The sequence below is a fragment of the Paraburkholderia adhaesiva genome, from assembly GCF_021390575.1.
Taxonomy (GTDB): domain Bacteria; phylum Pseudomonadota; class Gammaproteobacteria; order Burkholderiales; family Burkholderiaceae; genus Paraburkholderia; species Paraburkholderia adhaesiva.
Genome location: NZ_JAJEJQ010000001.1, coordinates 1,108,771 through 1,126,875 on the forward strand (window position 1 = coordinate 1,108,771; position 18,105 = coordinate 1,126,875).

Below are 18,105 nucleotides of genomic sequence, written 5' to 3' on the forward strand. Positions count from 1 at the left end.
AACGTCCGAGGCAATCATGCTGCCGATTTGATCGCAGGCAGCGTCGCGAAGTATGCCTCATCCGGGGTCTGATCCGCCAGGCTCGAATGGGGCCGTTTCCGGTTGTACAGCTCGACGTATTCGCCGATGGAGCGCCGGGCATGGCTGACCGACTCGTACGCTTTCAGGTAGACCTCTTCGTACTTGATGCTGCGCCACACCCGTTCGACGAACACGTTGTCGCGCCAGGCCCCTTTGCCGTCCATCGACAGCCGCACGCCCCGGCTCAGCACCGCCTCGGTGAACGCGCCCGCCGTGAACTGGCTACCCTGATCGGTGTTCACGATGTCGGGCAGTCCGTAGCGGGCGAACGCCTCTTCCAGCGCCTCGACGGCGTGCGTGGCTTCCAGCGTGATGGCGACCCGGTACGCGAGAATCTTGCGGCTCGCCCAGTCCACCACTGCCGTCAGGTACACGAAGCCGCGCGCCATCGGAATGTACGTCGTGTCGAGGGCGAACACCTGATTGGCACGCTCGATCTTCATGCCGCGCAGCAGGTACGGCCAGATCTTGTGCTGCGCGTTGCGGCGGCTCGTGTTCGGCTTGCAGTACAGCGCCTCGACGCCCATGCGCTTCATCAGCGTGCGTACGCGACGGCGACCCACCTCATGGCCTTCCCGGCGCAACAGGCGCGCCAGCATCCGCGCCCCTGCAAATGGGAACTCCATGTGCAGTTCGTCGATTCGCCGCATCAGCAACTGATCGACCTCGCTGACCGGCTGCGCCCGGTAATATGCGCTCGATCTCGCGATGCCAACCAGTCGCGTCTGTCGCGAAACCGGCAGCGCATGCGTACAGTCAATCATCGCTTTGCGCTCAGCAGTCCGGCTTTGCCGAGCGCTCCTGACAAAAAATCGTTCTCCAGCGTCAACTGCCCGATCTTCGCGTGCAGCGTTTTCACGTCCACCGGCGGATCGCTCGACGGTGCACCTGTCGCACCAAACACGTCTGCCGCACGCTCCTGCAACTGCCGCTTCCATTCCGTGATCTGGTTCGGATGTACATCAAACTGCTGTGCCAGTTCGGCCAGCGTGCGCTCACCTTTGACCGCTGCCAGTGCCACTTTCGCTTTGAACGCCGCTGAGTGCGTCCGTCGGGTTCTCTTCGTCATTTCCTCGGTTCCTTTGCCAGCATTATCGCTGGCTCAGGCCCCGGCCAAACCACTTATCCGACTGTCCGAATTTGCGCGGCCACCTCTGTTCATAGCGCCTCCTCATCATCTCCAGTACCGGTCTTTTCCTTGTCGTCAAGGTTGTTCAAGTCCGCAAACGGGGTGCTTTGCGGAGTTGTTTGCGGACTTGATTGCGGAGTTGAATCCCTTGCTGGGCGCGGGTTTCCGGTCAAGTCCGCAACTCCGCAAAGGTTTTCCGGAAGCCCCCCCGCGCGCGCGTGTGCGCGTGTGTGCGCGTCGCGCGCGTGCGCACGCGGGGCGTCCGAATCCGATTGCGGAGTTGCGGACTTGGCTTCAAAGCCTTGCTGTGATTGGTTTTCAACTCCGCAATCACCTTTGCGGAGTTGAGTTGTTTGCGGACTTGACCGCGAGGTTTGCGGAGTTGAGTCCGACGACGGGGACGATGCGACCGGACCCGCCGATTCCTTGCCCACGTCGACGTAATCGACATCGGTAACGGGATTGTGCGAACCGTTGCCGAAACTGCCGTAATGCACGTTGGTGGCTTGCACTTCGTCAGGATGGTTCGCCGCAAAGGTATGCCATATCCAACCCCAGGAGCCGCCTTCCTTGATCGCCGTGATTTTCGCGCCGGATTCGATCTCGGCCTTCTTCGCCGCCTCGACCGTCCGCCAGCTCACGCCGTTGGCTGCCGCCGCGGCTTTCATTTCACGTGTGCTCATGAAAGGCCGCAGCCACTCGTACAACATGCAGCGCGCCTGTTCCAACTTTGAGGCCTGGTCGGCTTCCTCTGCCTGCTCCTCTACGTCGGCTTCGATCTCGCGCAGAATGTCGCTCGCCGACCCGGTAAGCGGCTCCCCCCACCGGACGCAGCTCGATGTCAGGTCGCCAATATCCAGAACCTCAACCGCGTATTCAAAGCCGCCCGAATCTTCCGTGATGTTGGCCTTGGATTTCATGAACACCCGGCGCCCGCTTGTTTCGTCCTTCCCGGCGATCAGGATCACGCGCGCCGAAGCGCCGAACGCCTGAGAGCCGATAAGGCGGTCATTTGTTGCCGCTCCCTTCGATCCCTTCGAAAAGTGCGTGATGCCCAGCAGCGCGCAGTTATGGGCCGCTGCGAGGTCCAGCAACGGCTGGAGCGAGATTCGCACGTCGCCGGCCTTGTGGCTGTCGCCACGCACCGCGCTAATGATCGGGTCGACAATCAGCAGGCGCGCGCCACCTATCTCCGCCAGCTTCTCCGACAGAATGGGCACGTCGCGGCTCGGATCGAACGGCGCGATTCGGCCTTCATCGTCAATAACCGACTCGATGAACCGCACGCGCTCGAGGTCAGCGCCGGCTGCCATCAGTCGCGGTACGAGCGTATCGGCCAAACCATCTTCGCCGGTCCAGATAACCACGTTGCCGGGTTCCGGGCATTGCGTGCCGTCCGGCCAGGTTCCACCGCATGAGACTGTCGCCGCCAGCGCGATAGCGATGGTTGTCTTGCCACAGCCGGCCGGACCTGCGAACGCGGTGAATTTCCCGGCAGGCAGGTATCCGGGCCAAAGCCAGTAGATCGGCTCGGGCACGATGTCACATGCCCGCGTCAATACAACGAACGGGCCGGAGCGTTTGCGGGGCGCTGTAGCGGCCCCGCCGTTGCCGGGTAGGGTGCTGCCCTCACTTTCGGCTTCGCGGGGCTTGGCGCCCCCTATGCACGCGCGTATAGCTTCCAGCCCGTCGCGCCCACCCAGGCAATGCAGGTCGTTGAAATCGGTCACGCCGTCCGGGCGTTTGTCGCCGAAGTCGGGCACTGCCACCACGCCGCCCACCGCTCGCGCCGCCTCGGTCGCCTTCGTAACTCCCGGATTGCCGTCTGTCCGGTAATCGTCATCGGCGCACAGGATGATGCGAGCGAGTGGAAACTTTTCCCGCGCCGCTTTCGATACAGGCGTCAGGTTGTCGGCAAACATCGCCGCGAACACCGGATAGCCCGTCGACTGGTGCAGCGAGCATGCTGTCGCCCAGCCTTCGGCAATCAGGATCGTGTCGCCGTCTTTCGGCTCACTTCCGACCAGACAGAAGCAGCCCGCCGTGCGCCCACCTGTCGCGAAAATCTTGTCCTTGCCGTTCGTGCCGCGCTTTGGGTAGATGCGCTGCACCGAATGCATCGTGCCGTCAATGTCGCGCAGTGGGACCAGCACGTCATCGCGTAGTTGCTTTGCGCCATAAGGGTGAATGCCCTTGCGCTTGACATAGGGATGGTTGCCGTCCACGCCACGCGCGGCCTCCCATTGTCCCTCGACGCTGATTCGCGCCTCTTCGGCACGCCTTGCGCGCTCGGCCGCGCGCTGCGTTTTCAGCCTGTCCATGCGTTCGCGGTGCGCGCGCTTTTCGGCCTCCGACATACCCGATTCGGATTTTGAGAACCAGCCGGCCTCAATGCCGGTTTTCCAGCAGCGGAACCAGCCCCAGGCAATGTCGCCGTCAGAGTGCAGGACGTAGCTTGCGCTCTTCCTGCCGCGCTTGTCCTCGGGGCCGTCGAAGCGATGGAACTCGCCGTCCGCGATGATCTCGGGCGGCGTCAGGCCGTGCATGGCCATCGCCCGCGCGAAGTCTTCTTCGAATGTGGTTGCGGCCATCATGTGCGGCCCTCCGTGTCGTTTGCGGTCTGTGCCTCGCAGATGAGGTCGTAAAGATCGGTCGCGAGCCTCTCCACCAGACCAGCGACAGCCTCACGGCAGGCGGCAGTCAGGTTGTCGAGTGCAGCCGGAACGGCAGGCTCAGCAAGCAGCCTCGTCAGCGCCTGGAGTTGTTCGGACTGAATCGCCGCTTCGTCCAGCAACTCGCCGCGGCTCCGTGTGGTTTCTCTCTCAGTCATGAGACACCCCCGCCGATATGGCCGCGTCCAATACCGCGAGCGCTTCCGTGATCCACACACCGATATCGTCGTCGTGTTCCGTGGCGCGAAAACGGACCATCCGCGCAACGCGAGCGAATGCCGGTTTGTCGCCGGTCGATGCCTCAAGTAGTTCCATCAAGGCGGCGATGTCGGCAGCGTGCTCGCCTACCAGACACGCGATTTCTTTGAGCGCGCTACGGGCGTCCTGGAGTCGCGCGAGCGATGCGGTCGGAGCCGGGTTCTTCGTGGTGGGGGCTTTACGCATGACTCGCCTCCGTAGCCACGTAGGAGTACTCGGGGTCGAAGAAACGCCGAAACACGCTAGTGGTGTTTGCCTGCGATGCCAGGTCAGCGATACGGCGCAACGCTTCGCCGGTTACGTCGAGTGCGTCAATGTAGGTCGGCGCGAGTGCAGCTTCACGCAGCGCGGTAGCAGCGATTGCGGGGATGGATTGCGAGGCGAGGGGGCTGTTAAGCATTATCGTTCCCCCTGTCGAGTGCCTGATCGGTTTCGCGTGCTGCCGCCATGCGTTGCCGAAACGCACGGTCGAATGCACCGCGGCATTCGTTGTAGTCGCGCACGTATCCGATACCGGCCAGAAGGTTGCGGAATGAGACGACACGCCACTGATGGGCGGCCAGATCGTGCGGGCCAGAAAGCCAAACTTCAGCAGCACGGCGGCCAGCATCAGCGAAAAGCAGGCTGCGGAATACGGGGTTTGGGTGGTTTTGCCCGGAACGGGCGTGCGGGGATAGCAGGCGCATGATGCGGCCTCCTCAAGCAGGTTGAAGAGCCCGCTCCCCGCTCTCAAACGGGGTGGGCGGGCACTGAGCAGGGTTGAGAGACCGGCGCTTGAGGTGCCGGCGAGCCTTTCGGCTCCCCTGCCCAGGCCCACCCATTGAAGGCGTGCGAAGGCACGCGCAAAAACAAAAGCCGCGTGTCGGATGACTGGCGCGGCTTCGTTGCGCCTCAAGCATATCGGGCTCTCACCCCCGGCCACTGTTGTTTCAGCGACGCCGCCAGAATAGACCCGCCAGCCGTGGATCGTCAAGAGCTGATTCATCAGCAGCCCTCCTTCGGGTCGATCGAGCGCGCCGCCAGCATCAGCGCCTGCGTGACCTGTCCGACCTGATCGGCGCGCAGCGTGACGCCCGCGCGGCTCGGTTTCCATTCAGTGCCATCCGTCGAGTACCAGACGCGCAAGTCGATGTAGGTCCGGCCGCGCAGCTCGGAGAGGGTCACGCGCAGGAGTTCGTGATCAGTACGCGGCGAGTCGAAAAATACGATTTCGGCAGAGCGGTTCGCGGTCCTGTTCATACCGAATCTCCCAACAGGCGGCCAGCGGTCGTCGCGTAGTCCGTTGCCGCTTCCTTGGCGGCCCGATAAGCCGCTCGATGGTCATCTCCAGCATCCATTGAACGGCGCAACGAAGCGCGGATGCGGCTATCGACACGCAACTCGCCGCGTGACTTGCGGAGTGTGAGGGAGGTAAGATTGCCGGTGTTCGCCGGGCTCGCTTCTGCATTCGTGTGGTTGTGGGCCTCTTTCATTATTGGTCCCCAGTCAACAATGCGGCTAGGTCGGACACGCGCCACGCGAGACGGCCATTGATGCGGATCGGGCGAATTGGGCCGTTTTCCAAGCACGCCCATTTGCGTAGGGTCTGCGGTGCGCGGCCGATGGTCGGTGCAGCTTCGTCGGTCGGCAGGGTGTCGCGGCCACGCGCAATTGCTGAGAGGCCGGGAGGAATAACTTGCAGGGTGTTCATATCAACGTCCAATCGGGCCTCGCACGGCGGGCCTTGGGACGCTGATAACGTGCCGAAATCGTTTCAGTGTCTCAGGGTTCCGCTGCACGCGGCTTTATGCTTCGGCGTTGATAATTGTGCTGGCCTGAACGTGGCTTGAATGGGCTTGAGCAAGAAAATCGTAAAACCCGCAAAGCCGCTCCGGTATTGGTTTTGCGCGATTACGGGGTGGTTTGAAACTGTGGATTGAGTGGTTCGAACCATTCAATCCACTCAATCCACCTCATCCGGCGGCGAGAATTTCCAACCTTTCAACGCGACGCTGCGAACGTTATCTGCACTGCGCGGGCCGCGCTTCCCGTGATATTCGGGGATCTTCGCAAGCTCGGTTGCCACGGCTCCGGCCACGCCGCGCGCAGTGATCTCGCGCATGGCCGCGCGCCACTTTTCCATTCCAATTTCCTGTGCCAATTCGCGGGCACGTGCTATCCAGTCGGTGTTGGTTGCGGGTGCATCGGATGTCGACGAACTGCCGATCGCCACATCAGGCAGGTATCCGCGCGTGAACGCGAGCGCGCGCAGACGGTTTAATTCGGATGCAGCGGATTCACGTGCAGCTTTGGTCAGTTCCGGATTTTGTGCGTCTCGCTCCAGGGCATCGTGGAGTGCCAATTCGCACTCCCACATACGATCGTCCGCCCCTTCCAACAGGCGCGTTACTTCTCCGACCTCTGCAATCCCAGCTTGCGCCGCCCATTCGTCAAACTCCGCGAGCCGGACGGCTACGCCTTCATGTGGCATGTTGTCCAGCAATGCAAGATCAAACAGTAGTTCGGTTGCTTCGCTGAATGTTTGAGCACGAATCGCATCGGCATTCAGCACGGCGGTCTCGAATGCTTTCGCGGGCTCGCTGACTCGTGGCGGCAGCGTCTGCATTGGAATGCCTGTGAACGCATCGCGCACGACGAACGCACCCGAATTCACTGCTTGCTCAATGGCGGCGCTTATTGCTTCGACAGCTTGAAAGTACCGAAGCAACCGGAAGCGCCACGGCTCGATTACAGCGCCTTGTTGGGGGTGCTCCGACGGATGCCCGTTTGGGCTGATTGCCTGCATCGCCAGAAAGTGAATCGGGCGGCGCAGCGTCGTAAGATGCGCGCGCGGATATGGCTCCTGTTCGACGCTGAGCGTGCGGGTCAGGCTGTCCAATCTCGATTTGCACAAAAGCTCTATGTCCCGTACGCGATTGGCCATGTCTGACATGCTGCGTTTTACTGCCGTCGCGCGTGGGCGCTTGTAGTTGCTGCTGTTGGGCGAGTGGGTCATTGCGCGATCCTTCAAGCGCCCTTCATTGGGGTGCCTCTGCCAAGCCGGTGAAGGTGTCCGGCTTTTTGCCCCGTCGAGCTAGGCAGAGGAAAACTGTCGTGGCATTGCGTGATGCGCATCGCCACCGTATCGGCTAACTCACTGCGTGCATCCCCGGTTGTTCCTCTTGGGGCATGAAGTCGATGCCTGCCTGAACCAGCATCCATGCCTCGATCTTGTCATGCCACATGCGCAGCAGGTCGAGCGGGCGGCGGCGGTAGTGCTTCTCTGCAATTGCGCTAGGTTTGTGACCTTGAATCTGTGCCACGACGCCCACAGGGCACTCCACCCATTCGGATAGCGTGCCGAACGAGCGGCGCAAGCCATGCAGGCTCACATGTGGCAATCCAGCAGCCTGCAGCGCGTTGGTGTGCGCGATGCGCGGCTCCGCCAGCCTGCCGCTCGCGGCGGTTTTACTCGCGAATACCCACTCTGACGGTTTCCACGGCTTGCCCTTGGCTTCCATGCGTGACAGTGCACGCACGTTCGGTGGTGTGTCGTTCAATCGCTTCAGCTCAAGCAGCAGCGATGCGAGGTAGGGCGTGAGCGGGATAGTGCGACCCGTTTCCTGTTCCACCTTGTCAGCGACGTGAAGGCTGCGCCACCGGAAATCCACATCGTCCCAGCGCAACCCGGCCAGTTCCTCACGGCGGGTGCCGGTGAGCAGCAAACCCTGGAGGTACGCACTGATTACCGGATTGCCAAGTGCGCGCACGGCGGCGAACCATGTTGCGAGCTGTTCTCGCTGGAGGCAATCGTCCTTCGCCTTCGCGCGCGGCACGGCATCGCGCACCGTGCGCGTGGCGTATGCGCCATCTGGCACAAGGCCGCGATAGTCGGGACGCTCGGCGCACCAGCGAATGAACGCGCGCAGCTTACGAAAGGCCTGTCCAGCGTTCGCCGGGCGGCGTGCGGTTTCGTCATTCAGCCATGAGGCAATGCATTCTGAATCGAGGCCGGACAGTTTGAGCGGCATGAGTGGTGCGAGTGGACCGGCCACAGTCACGCCCTTGCCGCGTTTTCTTTTCGCGCCGCCAGCGCTCGCTTGGCGCTGATGGTCGAGCATGTGTCGCTCGCTCCATTTCGAACGGTGCGCGTCAAGGTAGGCGCTCCACGCTTCGCTCACGACCGCATCCTTGCGACGCGCTTCCAGCTTGCGGGCCACGGTGGCGGCACGTTGTTCTTCGGCTTCCTCACGGGGATCCTTCCCGGCATCCGTCATTCGCTTCAGACGGCGCGCTTCGTCCCGTGCCGTGTCGATGTCCCAATCTCGCGGCGCACCAATCGTGACGCGGATCGCGGCCCCGTGGAGCTTGCCCTGCCAGATATAGGTTCGGGTACCCGCCGGGGTCACGCGCAGCCCCAGCCCGGTCGCGCCGGTATCCCAGATGAACGCCTGCGATTTGCCTGCCGGACAGGTATGTCCGGTTACACGTGTAACCGTGAAATTGACTTTTGCCATTGCATTTTTCAGGTGGCCGAAGGTCACAAACGACTAGCCGTGTAACCCCCATGTAACCCGATTTGATCGTAAACAATCAATTACGGTCAACGATGAGGAAATGCGTTATTTCTCGAAAGCCTTGTCTGGCGGGGCTTTGGGGGTAATTGAGGAATTCCGGTCAACACCCGGAAATGGCATCTTTCATGTTCTTCTAAGCCGAGGGTCGGGGGTTCGAGCCCCTCCTGTCGCGCCAATGTTTGCAAGCACTTAGCCCGATCAATGTGATCGGGCTTTTTGCTTTTCTAAGTTTATGTTGGCACTGTGTAGGCAAAATCCCAAGTCCCCATCGCTCACATCACTGGCAGAGCCAATCTGTCTGCCGTCCGTGTGGGCGATCCATCCGCGCCATGTGTCTCTTTTCGCGCCGCTTAAAAATGGGCCGAACGATATCGCACCACGACATCTCATTGTCGCTGACAGCGCGATGGTCCTGCGTGATCGACCCCTAATTGGTTTTAGGCATTTCGACTTTCGGACCGGAAGGATGATTCGAAGAGGAGGGTTCCCCATGGCAACTCCAATCCCATTTAGAGTCGCTAACACAAGTCATCAACGAAGCGTGAGCAGATAACGGCAGCCGCCAGGGAAAGCAACGCGACATGAATGTCGAGACGCCGTTCGAAACGAATGCGCAGTTTGCCGAAACCGGCAAACCAGGCATGCGTGCGCTCGACCACCCAGCGATGCCGTCCGAGCCGCTCGCGGCTTTCCACACCGCGACGGGCGATACGTGCCGTGATGCCGCGCCGCTTCAGGTAACGCCGACAGCGTGCAAAGTCATAGCCCTTGTCCGCATGCAACTTGTCCGGGCGTTTGCGAGGCTGGCCATTCAGTCCCGGCACAGCCGGAATGGCATTGAGCGTGGGCTCGAAGGCCATCGAGTCGTGGCGGTTGGCACCCGTGACCGTGATGGCCAGAGGAATGCCGCGCGCGTCTACGACGATGTGCCGCTTCGACCCGAGTTTGCCCCGGTCCGTCGGGTTGGGGCCGGTTTCCTGGCCCCCCGGGGGCTGGAAACGCTGGCGGCATCAAGGCTCGCTCGCTCCCAATCAATCTGGTCATGCTCACGCAAGCGGCGAAGCATTGCCAGATGCAGTTGCTCCCACACGCCTTCGGCCTGCCAGTCCCGTAGCCGTCGCCAGCAGGTCATGCCGCTGCCGAAACCCAGTTCCTTGGGCAGGTATTCCCACGGAATGCCTGTTTGCAGGACATACAGGATGCCATTCAATGCTGCGCGGTCATCCACCGTTCGGCGTCGGCCACCTTTGGGCGATGGCGTAAATTCCGGAATCAGCGGCTCCAACGCCGCCCATAACTCGTTACTGATTTTGCGTCTGGACATGCCGCCAGGATATGGCTTTCATGGCCTCATGTCCAGGTTGTGTTAGCCACTCTTAGTCACGTAGCAAACAAGCCCCGCATATGGAGCATATTTCTGATGTGTATCGATACGGTGTATTTCTGACCACGGGACAAAAGATACTTGATTGTCACCACCCTTAATGAGCACCCCCTTTTCAAGATATCTGAGTACGGTTACTCCATCTTCGCGTGCTTTGCCTTCGTATACAAGTGACTCCGTCGCAGGCATCAAAGACAATTTCACCGCCGAAACCCTTCCGATATCCCATAAGGTGAAAAGGAGAGGGGGAGTGAGTGCCAAAATTCTAAGTAAGAGTCTTATTTTGCTATTTTCTTCGTCTTTATCAGAATATAAAAATTGACCATAAAACAAAATCCAATATATTCCGAAGATTGGAAATATAAGCCCGCGAGATGGAAGCAATAACCATAATGCCGGAAGGCCAATCAGGGCCGGCCACGTAAGCCAAGATTTCAGTCTTATCGGTTTTGATGGGCCAGGCTTATCGTCTTTATTGTTCTCCTTGTTATTTCGTTCGCTTCGATCAATAAACGCTATCTCGCGTTTTTCACGCCTCACATCTGATAATCGCATCAAAATAGCAGTGCCAATGGCAAATGTCGCCGCCTCCGGGATCCAATCTAAGGCGCGCCTTACGTGATCTGCCATCGTCGAAGGTAGATCTGCAAACGAAAGATTGAGAGCAAACAGAAATCCCCAGTCGTACATAACTGATGCAGCTAACGCTAGCGCACCAATTATGACGAAACTCTTAGTTGCCACTTCCAGAACGAACGCCACAATTGTTTTCGAATCATGTTCGATTGCATCCTGATCAATTTTCACCGTGCCTCCCACTCAATGAGATCGAAGTATTGCCTATTTTATTTAAGACATCCCATCTTAAATTGGCGCGGTGCATATATGGCACGCTAAGTGTCAAGGTTTGTATGACGAGGTTCGTCCGGCACTGATTGTTCTGACAGAAATTTGGCGAATGAGTGTACGATGTGTGGGATTGTCGCGTTTATTCGGGTGCTTGAGGTGGTTTCCGCTTAGCGAGAATAAAATATTCAGAAAATGGGCGTGATACGCGGCGAAGATTTCGTAACGTCTACGCCAAATCGCGTCTTAAGGGTTATGCGCAAGTAACGAGGAACCTCAAAATTGATAATAAGATCGACTTTGGAAGGCTGATAAATGGTGTTAAAAAATTTTGATGACGAGCTAAGAGCTCGGAATAAAATTCACCATCACGACAGCACCGACGATAGATGGCTGACCGTATCGGCTACCGAAGAACACTCTCCGCGATCCCCGTCACCACACAGAAAACGACGACCCAAAGCGGCGCCACCCTCCATCGCGTCAACAAGAGGAACCCAACGCACGCAATGGCGAAATCCGCTTGCGATCGGACTGCGCTTGTCCAGACCGGCGAATAAAGCGCGGCGGCCAGCAGACCCACGACCGCAGCATTCACGCCGGCAAGCGCCGCCGACATTGCAGGCCGCTCTCGCAGAGCCTGCCACCATGGCAGCGCAGCAACGACGAGCAACAAGCCCGGCAGAAAGATCCCAACGGTAGCCAGCAGTGCACCACCCCAGTGATTGGGTGGCTCAGCCATCATCCACCCGAGAAAGGCCGCGAACGTGAAGAGCGGCCCAGGCACGGCCTGCGCCGCTCCGTAGCCGGCAAGAAAGTCACCTGGTGCGATCCAGCCCGTAGCAACGGTCTCGTGCTGCAGCAAGGGCAGCACGACATGCCCACCGCCGAAGACGAGCGCTCCGGACCGGTAGAACGCCTCGAACACGCGCACGCCCTGCGCGACGACGCCTTCACCGAACACGGGAAGTCCAAAAAGCAGCGCGCAAAAGACAATCAACGCGGCAATGCCTGCTGTCCGGGACACGTGGAATTCGTCGATACGCGAACGCACGACACGTGGCGCTTCGGTGGTATTCGTTCGGCAAAGCGCGAGACCGAGCAATGCACCCGAGCCGATCACGACGAGTTGCGCGTATGCGGTCGTCAGAAGGGTCAGCCACGCGACCGAGACGAGCGCGATCGCTGCACGGCGACGGTCTGGACACAGGCGCCGCGCCATGTCCCATACGGCCTGTGCAACGACGGCAACCGCGACGAGTTTCAGGCCATGAATGGTCCCTTCGCCAATCGGTCCGCCCAGATCTGGCGCGATGACTGCAAAGGCCAGCATGACGAGCACCGATGGCAGCGTGAAGCCACACCAGGCCGCCAGTCCGCCGGCCCACCCGGCCCTGAGCACCCCGATCGAAAAGCCTGTCTGACTGCTGGCCGGCCCTGGCAGGAACTGGCAGAGCGCGACGAGATCGGTGAAAGCTTGGTCGTCGAGCCAGCGGCGGCGCTCGACAAACTCGCGACGAAAGTATCCGATGTGGGCAATCGGGCCGCCAAAGCTGGTCATCCCAAGCCTGAGGAACGCGGCGAGCACCTCGAAAACGCGGCCGGCGCGAGACGGGCGCAGCGGCGACATTTCAGTATCCATACGTTGACGGGCTGGTTTCAGAGACCTCAATCCTAACGTCGGCAAGTGACGAGCAACTACTTTCCGATTGTATGGCGGTCGAACGTCGATGAGCCGTGCCGTTCGTGGGAGGCTGGCGCGTGGGATTCCACACGTTTTCGCGAATGCCGATGACAGGCGTTCGCGCCGCGCAAGCCGTAGCGCACCGGCGTCGGCTTTGCCGTGTGATTACGCTGCGCTTCCGCTTGTTGCGTCAGCGCGCTGAGTGCGTCCGCCGGCAAAACAACTGGACTGCCCGTGGCCCGTTGCGGGCCTAAGTCGTCACGCGTAGACGACCACGCTAAATGCGATGGCGAAAGCGACAAGCGAGACGGCGATGTACCTTGCGCCGTCGCGCGACAACACGGCGGGCACGCGCGGTATGGCAGCGTGCGGGATATTCTGGCAGGGCGCAACGGCGTATCGGGCGCTCGCGAAGCGCACAACGATCGCCATCAGGCCGGCACCGATAAGCGCGAGCATGAAGGCGAAGAATCGTAGCGCAGAGGAGTAGTCCATGACGGAAACGCCCTTCGTCGGCGTAAGAGTAGAGCCTGTAGAGCGTAAGTGCCGACGGAGAGTGGCGCCATCGGATAGGTCTGAAAACGAAGTTGGTGCTCGTGTTCCGGCAGGGCATTCACCGGCAGGTAGTGAAAATAGGGCCCGTGATATCCTTTTTAAGATTCGATTGAGTTGCGATTGCCCATCAAGGAGAACACTCGATGCCGACGTACACACGAATCCTTTGCGGTGTAAGCGTGGCACTGCTGCTCGCCACTGGCGCGAGTGTCGCCAGCGCCGCCAACCTCGGCTTTCTGAACAACACGCCGGCCTCCGCTATGAATCAGGTGGACTACGACTCGCTCAGGAAGGCTGTGCGCGCGGCTGTCGACGAGAAGCCGGACGGTGAGAGCACGACATGGACGAACGAAGGGTTGCGCAATAGCGTGCGGATCGACGCGACTATCACGGTGACGAACACCGATAAGGACGGCGACAAAACGTGTCGATCAACGGAGGTCGTGATCAACGCGAGGGGGCAGTCCATGACACTGCGTCCGCGTTTCTGCCGCGAGGGGACGGGCACGTGGGTCTATCAGAAGACGCATTGAGTGTGGTGACGGGGAAGATCGTTTCGTGCGGTACCGTGTTGCTCGATCCCGCGGGTCGCGTGTTGCTCGCGCACGCGACGGGCACGAATCACTGGGACATTCCTAAAGGCCAGGGCGAGCCCAGTGAAACCGAGGCTCAAAGCGCGCTGCGGGAGATGGTCGAGGAGACCGGCATCGCGCTCGATCCGTCGCGGCTCACGGATCTGGGGCGTTATGTCTATCGACGCGACAAGGATCTGCACCTGTTCGTCGCGCGCGCCTTGCCGGATGAACTAGATCTTTCGCGTTGCGTTTGCACGTCGATGTTCCCGAGTCGCGAGAACGGCGTGATGATCCCCGAGATGGACGCCTGGCGCTGGATCGCGCCGGCCGAGGTCGCGCAGTACGCAAGCCGCAGTCTCACGCGGCTCTTCGAGACGACGCTCTCGCTCGTGCAACTGCACCGCATGTTGTGAGCGTGGCGTGGCGCATGCGTGCGTCGACGAACGGAAAATAAAAAAGCCGCTGCGCAATTCGCGCAGCGGCTTTTTTTTTGCCCGATGTGCCGGGTATCGTGGATCGCGAGCTTATTTCGCCCAGCTGTCGCGCAGTCCGACGATGCGGTTGAACACCGGCTGACCTGGCTTCGAATCGACGCGATCCGCGACGAAGTAGCCATGGCGTTCGAACTGATAGCGGTCTTCCGGGGCGGCGTCGCGTGCACCCGGTTCGACATACGCCTCGACGACGCGCTTCGAATCCGGATTGATCGCCTCCAGGAAATCGCGTCCGCCTGCATCGGGCTGCGGTTCGCGGAACAGGCGGTCGTAGAGACGCACTTGCGCGGGGCACGCGTGCGGCGCGCTCAGCCAGTGGATGTTGCCCTTCACCTTGTAGTTATTCGCGCCTTCGGTGCCTGACTTGCTGTCCGGGAAGTAGTTGCAGTGGACGGCGATCACGTTGCCGTTCTCGTCCTTGTCTGCGCCCGTGCATTCGATGACGTAGCCATAGCGCAGACGCACCTTGTTGCCCGGGAACAACCGGAAGTAGCCCTTGGGCGGCGTTTCGTTGAAGTCTTCGCGCTCGATCCACAGTTCACGCGAGATCGGGAACGTGCGCACGCCGCGCTCCGGATGGTGCGGATGCACGGGTGCCGTGCAGTCCTCGGTCTTTCCTTCCGGATAGTTGTCGATGATGAGCTTGAGCGGGTCGAGCACGGCGGTCGTGCGCGGGGCTTTTTCGTCGAGGTCGTCGCGCAGCGCGCCTTCGAACACGCTCATGTCGATCCACGAATCGACCTTCGTCACGCCGATGCGCTCGCAGAAGAGCTGAATGCCCTCGGGCGTGAAGCCGCGACGGCGCACACCGACGATGGTAGGCATGCGCGGATCGTCCCAGCCATCGACGTGGCCTTCGTTCACGAGTTGCAGCAGCTTGCGCTTGCTCGTGATCGCGTACGTGAGGTTCAGGCGCGAAAACTCGATTTGCTGCGGGAGCGGGCGCGTGAAAACGCCGGCGTCCGCGAGTTCGTTCAGCACCCAGTCGTAAAGCGGGCGATGGTCTTCGAACTCCAGCGTGCAAAGCGAATGCGTGATGTTTTCGAGCGCGTCCGAAATGCAGTGCGTGTAGTCGTACATCGGATACACGCACCACTTGTCGCCCGTGCGGTAGTGATGCGCGAAACGGATGCGGTAGATCACCGGGTCGCGCATGTTGAAGTTCGGCGACGCCATGTCGATTTTCGCGCGCAGTACGTGAGCGCCTTCCGCGAATTCGCCGGCCTTCATGCGGCGGAAGAGGTCGAGGTTTTCCTCGGCCGTCCGGTCGCGGAACGGCGAGTTCTTGCCGGGTTCGGTGGCCGAGCCGCGGTTCGCGCGCATCTCGTCCGGCGACTGGCTGTCCACGTACGCCTTGCCGCGCTGGATCAGCAGCTCGGCGAACTCGTAGAGCTTGTCGTAGTAGTCGCTCGCGTAGTAGAGGTGCTCGTTGCCGTCCTTCTTCCACTCGAAGCCGAGCCACGTCACCGCGTCGATGATCGAGTTGACGTATTCGACGCTTTCCTTTTCGGGGTTCGTGTCGTCGAAGCGCAGATGGCACACGCCGCCGTAGCTCTTCGCGACGCCGAAGTTCAGGCAGATGCTCTTCGCGTGGCCGATGTGCAGGTAGCCGTTCGGCTCAGGCGGAAAGCGCGTCTCTACGCGCTGGCCCCACTTGTCCGAGCGGTTGTCGTCGTCGATGATATTGCGGATGAAATTTGATGCCGCGGGCGCGTCGTTGCGCTCGGCGTCTTTGCGTTCGATGTTCATGCGAAAAGAGGAAGATCGTTCGAGGGCGCGATTTCGAAGGATTCCGCACGCCCGGGTAGTGGTTTTCCATTCTACCTGACGCAAACGGCCGAGGCAGCCCTTGCGGATGGCGCGGATGCGACAGTGGCGCACGGGAGCCTGAACAACGTCGTCAACAAGGAAACGACAGGGGAACAGCGATGAAGGAACAACAAAAGGTCCTGGTGTTGCCGGGCTACATGAACTCCGGCCCGGGGCATTGGCAGACGCGCTGGGAAGACGCCCACACGGGCTTTTCACGCGTGCAGATGCCCGACTGGGACCATCCTGAATGCGACGCCTGGTGTCGCGCGCTCGAATCGGCCGTGGGCGAGGCGACTGATTCGGGCGGCCGCGTGCTGCTGGCGGCGCATAGCCTCGGGTGCCTGACCATCGCCCACTGGGCCGCGCGGCGCGCCAGCCCAGCGCGGCTCGCGCGGGTGGCGGGGGCGCTGTTGGTCGCGGTGCCGGATCCGCATGGTCCCGACTTTCCCGCCGATGCCCACGGCTTCGATCCGGTTCCGTTCGTGCCGCTGCCGTTCGCGAGCATCATCGTCGCGAGCAGCGACGACCCCTATGGTGGCGTGCCTTTCGCCGAACGCGCCGCCAGGGCGTGGGGCAGCCGGTGCATCGGCATTGGCGCACGCGGGCACATCAACGCGGAAAGCGGCCTAGGTGACTGGCCGCAGGGTCTCGAATGGCTCGAGTCGATGGCGCAGTGAAGCGGGGGCGGCGTGCCGCCCTCGCGTGCGCTCAGAGCACGCCCTTGTCGCGAAGGGCCGCGACCTGGCCCGCGTCGTAGCCGAGCACCTCGCGCAGGACCGCGTCGGTATGTTCGCCGAGCGTCGGGGGATGGCGTTCTACGCGCGGCGGCGTCTCGCTCATGTTGATCGGGTTGCGCACGAGCCGCGCCGTCCCGCCCGAGGGATGCGGCACGTCCACCTGCATCCCGCGCGCGATCACCTGTTCGTTCGCGAACACTTCAGATAGATCGTTGATCGGCCCGCACGGCACGCCCGCTGCTTCGAGCGCGGCGATCCACTCGGCCTTCGTGCGCGAGCGGACCATGTCGGCGACGATCGGTACGAGCGTGTCGCGGTTGCGCACGCGCTCGGGATTCGTCGCGAAACGCTCGTCGTCGGCGAGTCCGGGCTGGCCGCCGATTTCGACGAACTTGCGGAACTGCCCGTCGTTGCCCACGGCGAGGATGATCCAGCTATCGCTCGTCTGGAACGCCTGGTAGGGCACGATGTTCTGATGCGCGTTGCCCCAGCGCACGGGCGCCTTGCCGCTCGCGAGGTAGTTCGAGTTCATGTTCGCGAGCATCGCCACCTGCACGTCGAGCAGCGCCATGTCGATGTACTGGCCGATGCCCGTGCGGTCGCGGTGCGCGAGCGCCGTGAGCACGGCGATGGTCGCGTACATGCCCGTCATGAGATCAGCGATCGCGACGCCCGCCTTTTGCGGACCGCCGCCCGGCAGGTTGTCGCGTTCGCCCGTGATGCTCATGAAGCCGCCCATGCCCTGGACGATGAAGTCGTAGCCCGCGCGCGACGCATAGGGACCGGTCTGGCCGAAACCCGTTACCGAGCAGTAGACGATGTCGGGCTTCACTTCGCGCAGCGATTCGTAGTCGAGGCCGTACTTCTTTAACTGCCCGGCCTTGTAGTTCTCCATGACGACGTCGCTTTGCGCGGCGAGTTCGCGCACGATGCGCTGGCCCTCGGGCGTCGAGATGTCGACGGTCACCGAACGCTTGTTGCGGTTCGCGGCGAGGTAGTAGGCCGCTTCGGCGGTGTCCTGGCCATCGGGCGTCTTCAGGTACGGGGGACCCCAGTGGCGCGTATCGTCGCCGGCGCCGGGGCGCTCGACCTTGATCACGTCGGCGCCGAAGTCGGCGAGGGTCTGCGCGCACCACGGCCCCGCGAGCACGCGGGTCAGGTCGAGTACGCGGATATGGCTGAGAGCGCCCATAAGGTGTCATCCAATGTTGTTGTGCGGCTGGCCGGGCGCACAGCAAAACCTGGCGCGCGGCCGATCTCGGCATCTTACGCGATCCCGCGTTGGCAGGGTAATTTTCGGTACGATGTTTCGCTTAGCGGAA

At 61.3% G+C, this 18,105-nt stretch carries 18 protein-coding genes and 1 pseudogene; 3 read left to right on the forward strand and 16 right to left on the reverse strand.

Features of this window, described 5'->3' with window-relative positions; all coding sequences use genetic code 11:
* Positions 1 to 14 precede the first annotated feature (14 nt).
* The 14 genes and pseudogenes from L0U80_RS04930 to L0U80_RS04995 all read right to left on the reverse strand — a co-directional run bounded on the left by L0U80_RS04930 (position 15) and on the right by L0U80_RS04995 (position 13,105).
* A protein-coding gene (locus L0U80_RS04930) for an IS3 family transposase (protein ID WP_373322092.1) occupies positions 15 to 1,150 on the reverse strand; the annotation gives its coding sequence in 2 pieces (ribosomal slippage) (positions 15 to 895 and positions 895 to 1,150; 1,137 coding nt in all).
* Between the two features lie 89 nt (positions 1,151 to 1,239).
* Complete coding sequence (locus L0U80_RS04935) at positions 1,240 to 3,756, reverse strand: AAA family ATPase (RefSeq protein ID WP_233862869.1); 2,517 nt, start codon at positions 3,754 to 3,756, stop codon at positions 1,240 to 1,242.
* A 44-nt stretch (positions 3,757 to 3,800) separates the two neighbouring features.
* Complete coding sequence (locus L0U80_RS04940; RefSeq protein ID WP_233862870.1) at positions 3,801 to 4,040, reverse strand: hypothetical protein; 240 nt, start codon at positions 4,038 to 4,040, stop codon at positions 3,801 to 3,803.
* Entirely contained in the window at positions 4,033 to 4,326 is a 294-nt protein-coding gene (locus tag L0U80_RS04945; RefSeq protein WP_233862871.1) for a hypothetical protein, read from the reverse strand. Before L0U80_RS04945 ends, L0U80_RS04940 begins: the two co-directional genes overlap by 8 nt.
* Positions 4,319 to 5,125 (reverse strand): hypothetical protein, encoded by an 807-nt coding sequence (locus L0U80_RS04950; protein WP_233862872.1) that lies wholly within the window; start codon positions 5,123 to 5,125, stop codon positions 4,319 to 4,321. The genes L0U80_RS04945 and L0U80_RS04950 overlap by 8 nt, the downstream gene beginning before the upstream one ends.
* Positions 5,125 to 5,379, reverse strand: coding sequence for a transcriptional coactivator p15/PC4 family protein (locus tag L0U80_RS04955; RefSeq protein WP_233862873.1), 255 nt, complete (start codon positions 5,377 to 5,379; stop codon positions 5,125 to 5,127). The genes L0U80_RS04950 and L0U80_RS04955 overlap by 1 nt, the downstream gene beginning before the upstream one ends.
* Positions 5,376 to 5,612 (reverse strand): hypothetical protein, encoded by a 237-nt coding sequence (locus tag L0U80_RS04960; RefSeq protein ID WP_233862874.1) that lies wholly within the window; start codon positions 5,610 to 5,612, stop codon positions 5,376 to 5,378. The genes L0U80_RS04955 and L0U80_RS04960 overlap by 4 nt, the downstream gene beginning before the upstream one ends.
* On the reverse strand, positions 5,612 to 5,830 hold the full coding sequence (locus L0U80_RS04965) for a DNA-binding protein (protein WP_233862875.1): 219 nt from the start codon (positions 5,828 to 5,830) through the stop codon (positions 5,612 to 5,614). The genes L0U80_RS04960 and L0U80_RS04965 overlap by 1 nt, the downstream gene beginning before the upstream one ends.
* A gap of 252 nt (positions 5,831 to 6,082) precedes the next feature.
* Positions 6,083 to 7,135, reverse strand: coding sequence for a hypothetical protein (locus L0U80_RS04970; RefSeq protein WP_233862876.1), 1,053 nt, complete (start codon positions 7,133 to 7,135; stop codon positions 6,083 to 6,085).
* A gap of 133 nt (positions 7,136 to 7,268) precedes the next feature.
* The gene (locus tag L0U80_RS04975; protein WP_233862877.1) at positions 7,269 to 8,636 is read right to left on the reverse strand and encodes a tyrosine-type recombinase/integrase; all 1,368 of its coding nucleotides are present in this window, start codon (positions 8,634 to 8,636) and stop codon (positions 7,269 to 7,271) included.
* A gap of 578 nt (positions 8,637 to 9,214) precedes the next feature.
* Positions 9,215 to 10,020: pseudogene (locus tag L0U80_RS04980) on the reverse strand (IS5 family transposase).
* 42 nt (positions 10,021 to 10,062) lie between these two features.
* Positions 10,063 to 10,887 carry a hypothetical protein gene (locus L0U80_RS04985; RefSeq protein ID WP_233862879.1) on the reverse strand — a complete coding sequence of 275 codons (825 nt, stop codon included), beginning with the start codon at positions 10,885 to 10,887 and terminating at the stop codon, positions 10,063 to 10,065.
* 445 nt (positions 10,888 to 11,332) lie between these two features.
* Entirely contained in the window at positions 11,333 to 12,568 is a 1,236-nt protein-coding gene (gene chrA / locus L0U80_RS04990; RefSeq protein WP_233862880.1) for a chromate efflux transporter, read from the reverse strand.
* A 300-nt stretch (positions 12,569 to 12,868) separates the two neighbouring features.
* Positions 12,869 to 13,105 (reverse strand): hypothetical protein, encoded by a 237-nt coding sequence (locus tag L0U80_RS04995; protein ID WP_233862881.1) that lies wholly within the window; start codon positions 13,103 to 13,105, stop codon positions 12,869 to 12,871.
* Between the two features lie 203 nt (positions 13,106 to 13,308).
* Here L0U80_RS04995 and L0U80_RS05000 point away from each other — a divergent pair, with 203 nt between their 5' ends.
* Together L0U80_RS05000 and L0U80_RS05005 are read left to right on the forward strand one after the other, a co-directional pair.
* Positions 13,309 to 13,698, forward strand: a complete 390-nt coding sequence (locus L0U80_RS05000) for a hypothetical protein (protein ID WP_233862882.1) — start codon at positions 13,309 to 13,311, stop codon at positions 13,696 to 13,698.
* Positions 13,674 to 14,153 (forward strand): NUDIX hydrolase, encoded by a 480-nt coding sequence (locus L0U80_RS05005; RefSeq protein ID WP_373322104.1) that lies wholly within the window; start codon positions 13,674 to 13,676, stop codon positions 14,151 to 14,153. The genes L0U80_RS05000 and L0U80_RS05005 overlap by 25 nt, the downstream gene beginning before the upstream one ends.
* A 111-nt stretch (positions 14,154 to 14,264) precedes the next feature.
* On the opposite strand, the gene L0U80_RS05010 is transcribed toward L0U80_RS05005, so the two are convergent.
* Positions 14,265 to 15,983 carry a glutamine--tRNA ligase/YqeY domain fusion protein gene (locus L0U80_RS05010; RefSeq protein ID WP_233862883.1) on the reverse strand — a complete coding sequence of 573 codons (1,719 nt, stop codon included), beginning with the start codon at positions 15,981 to 15,983 and terminating at the stop codon, positions 14,265 to 14,267.
* Between the two features lie 179 nt (positions 15,984 to 16,162).
* Here L0U80_RS05010 and L0U80_RS05015 point away from each other — a divergent pair, with 179 nt between their 5' ends.
* Positions 16,163 to 16,723, forward strand: coding sequence for an RBBP9/YdeN family alpha/beta hydrolase (locus L0U80_RS05015; RefSeq protein ID WP_233862884.1), 561 nt, complete (start codon positions 16,163 to 16,165; stop codon positions 16,721 to 16,723).
* A 31-nt stretch (positions 16,724 to 16,754) separates the two neighbouring features.
* Here the strand turns inward: L0U80_RS05015 and L0U80_RS05020 are convergent, their stop codons facing one another.
* Positions 16,755 to 17,975 (reverse strand): CaiB/BaiF CoA transferase family protein, encoded by a 1,221-nt coding sequence (locus L0U80_RS05020; RefSeq protein WP_233862885.1) that lies wholly within the window; start codon positions 17,973 to 17,975, stop codon positions 16,755 to 16,757.
* Positions 17,976 to 18,105 lie beyond the last annotated feature (130 nt).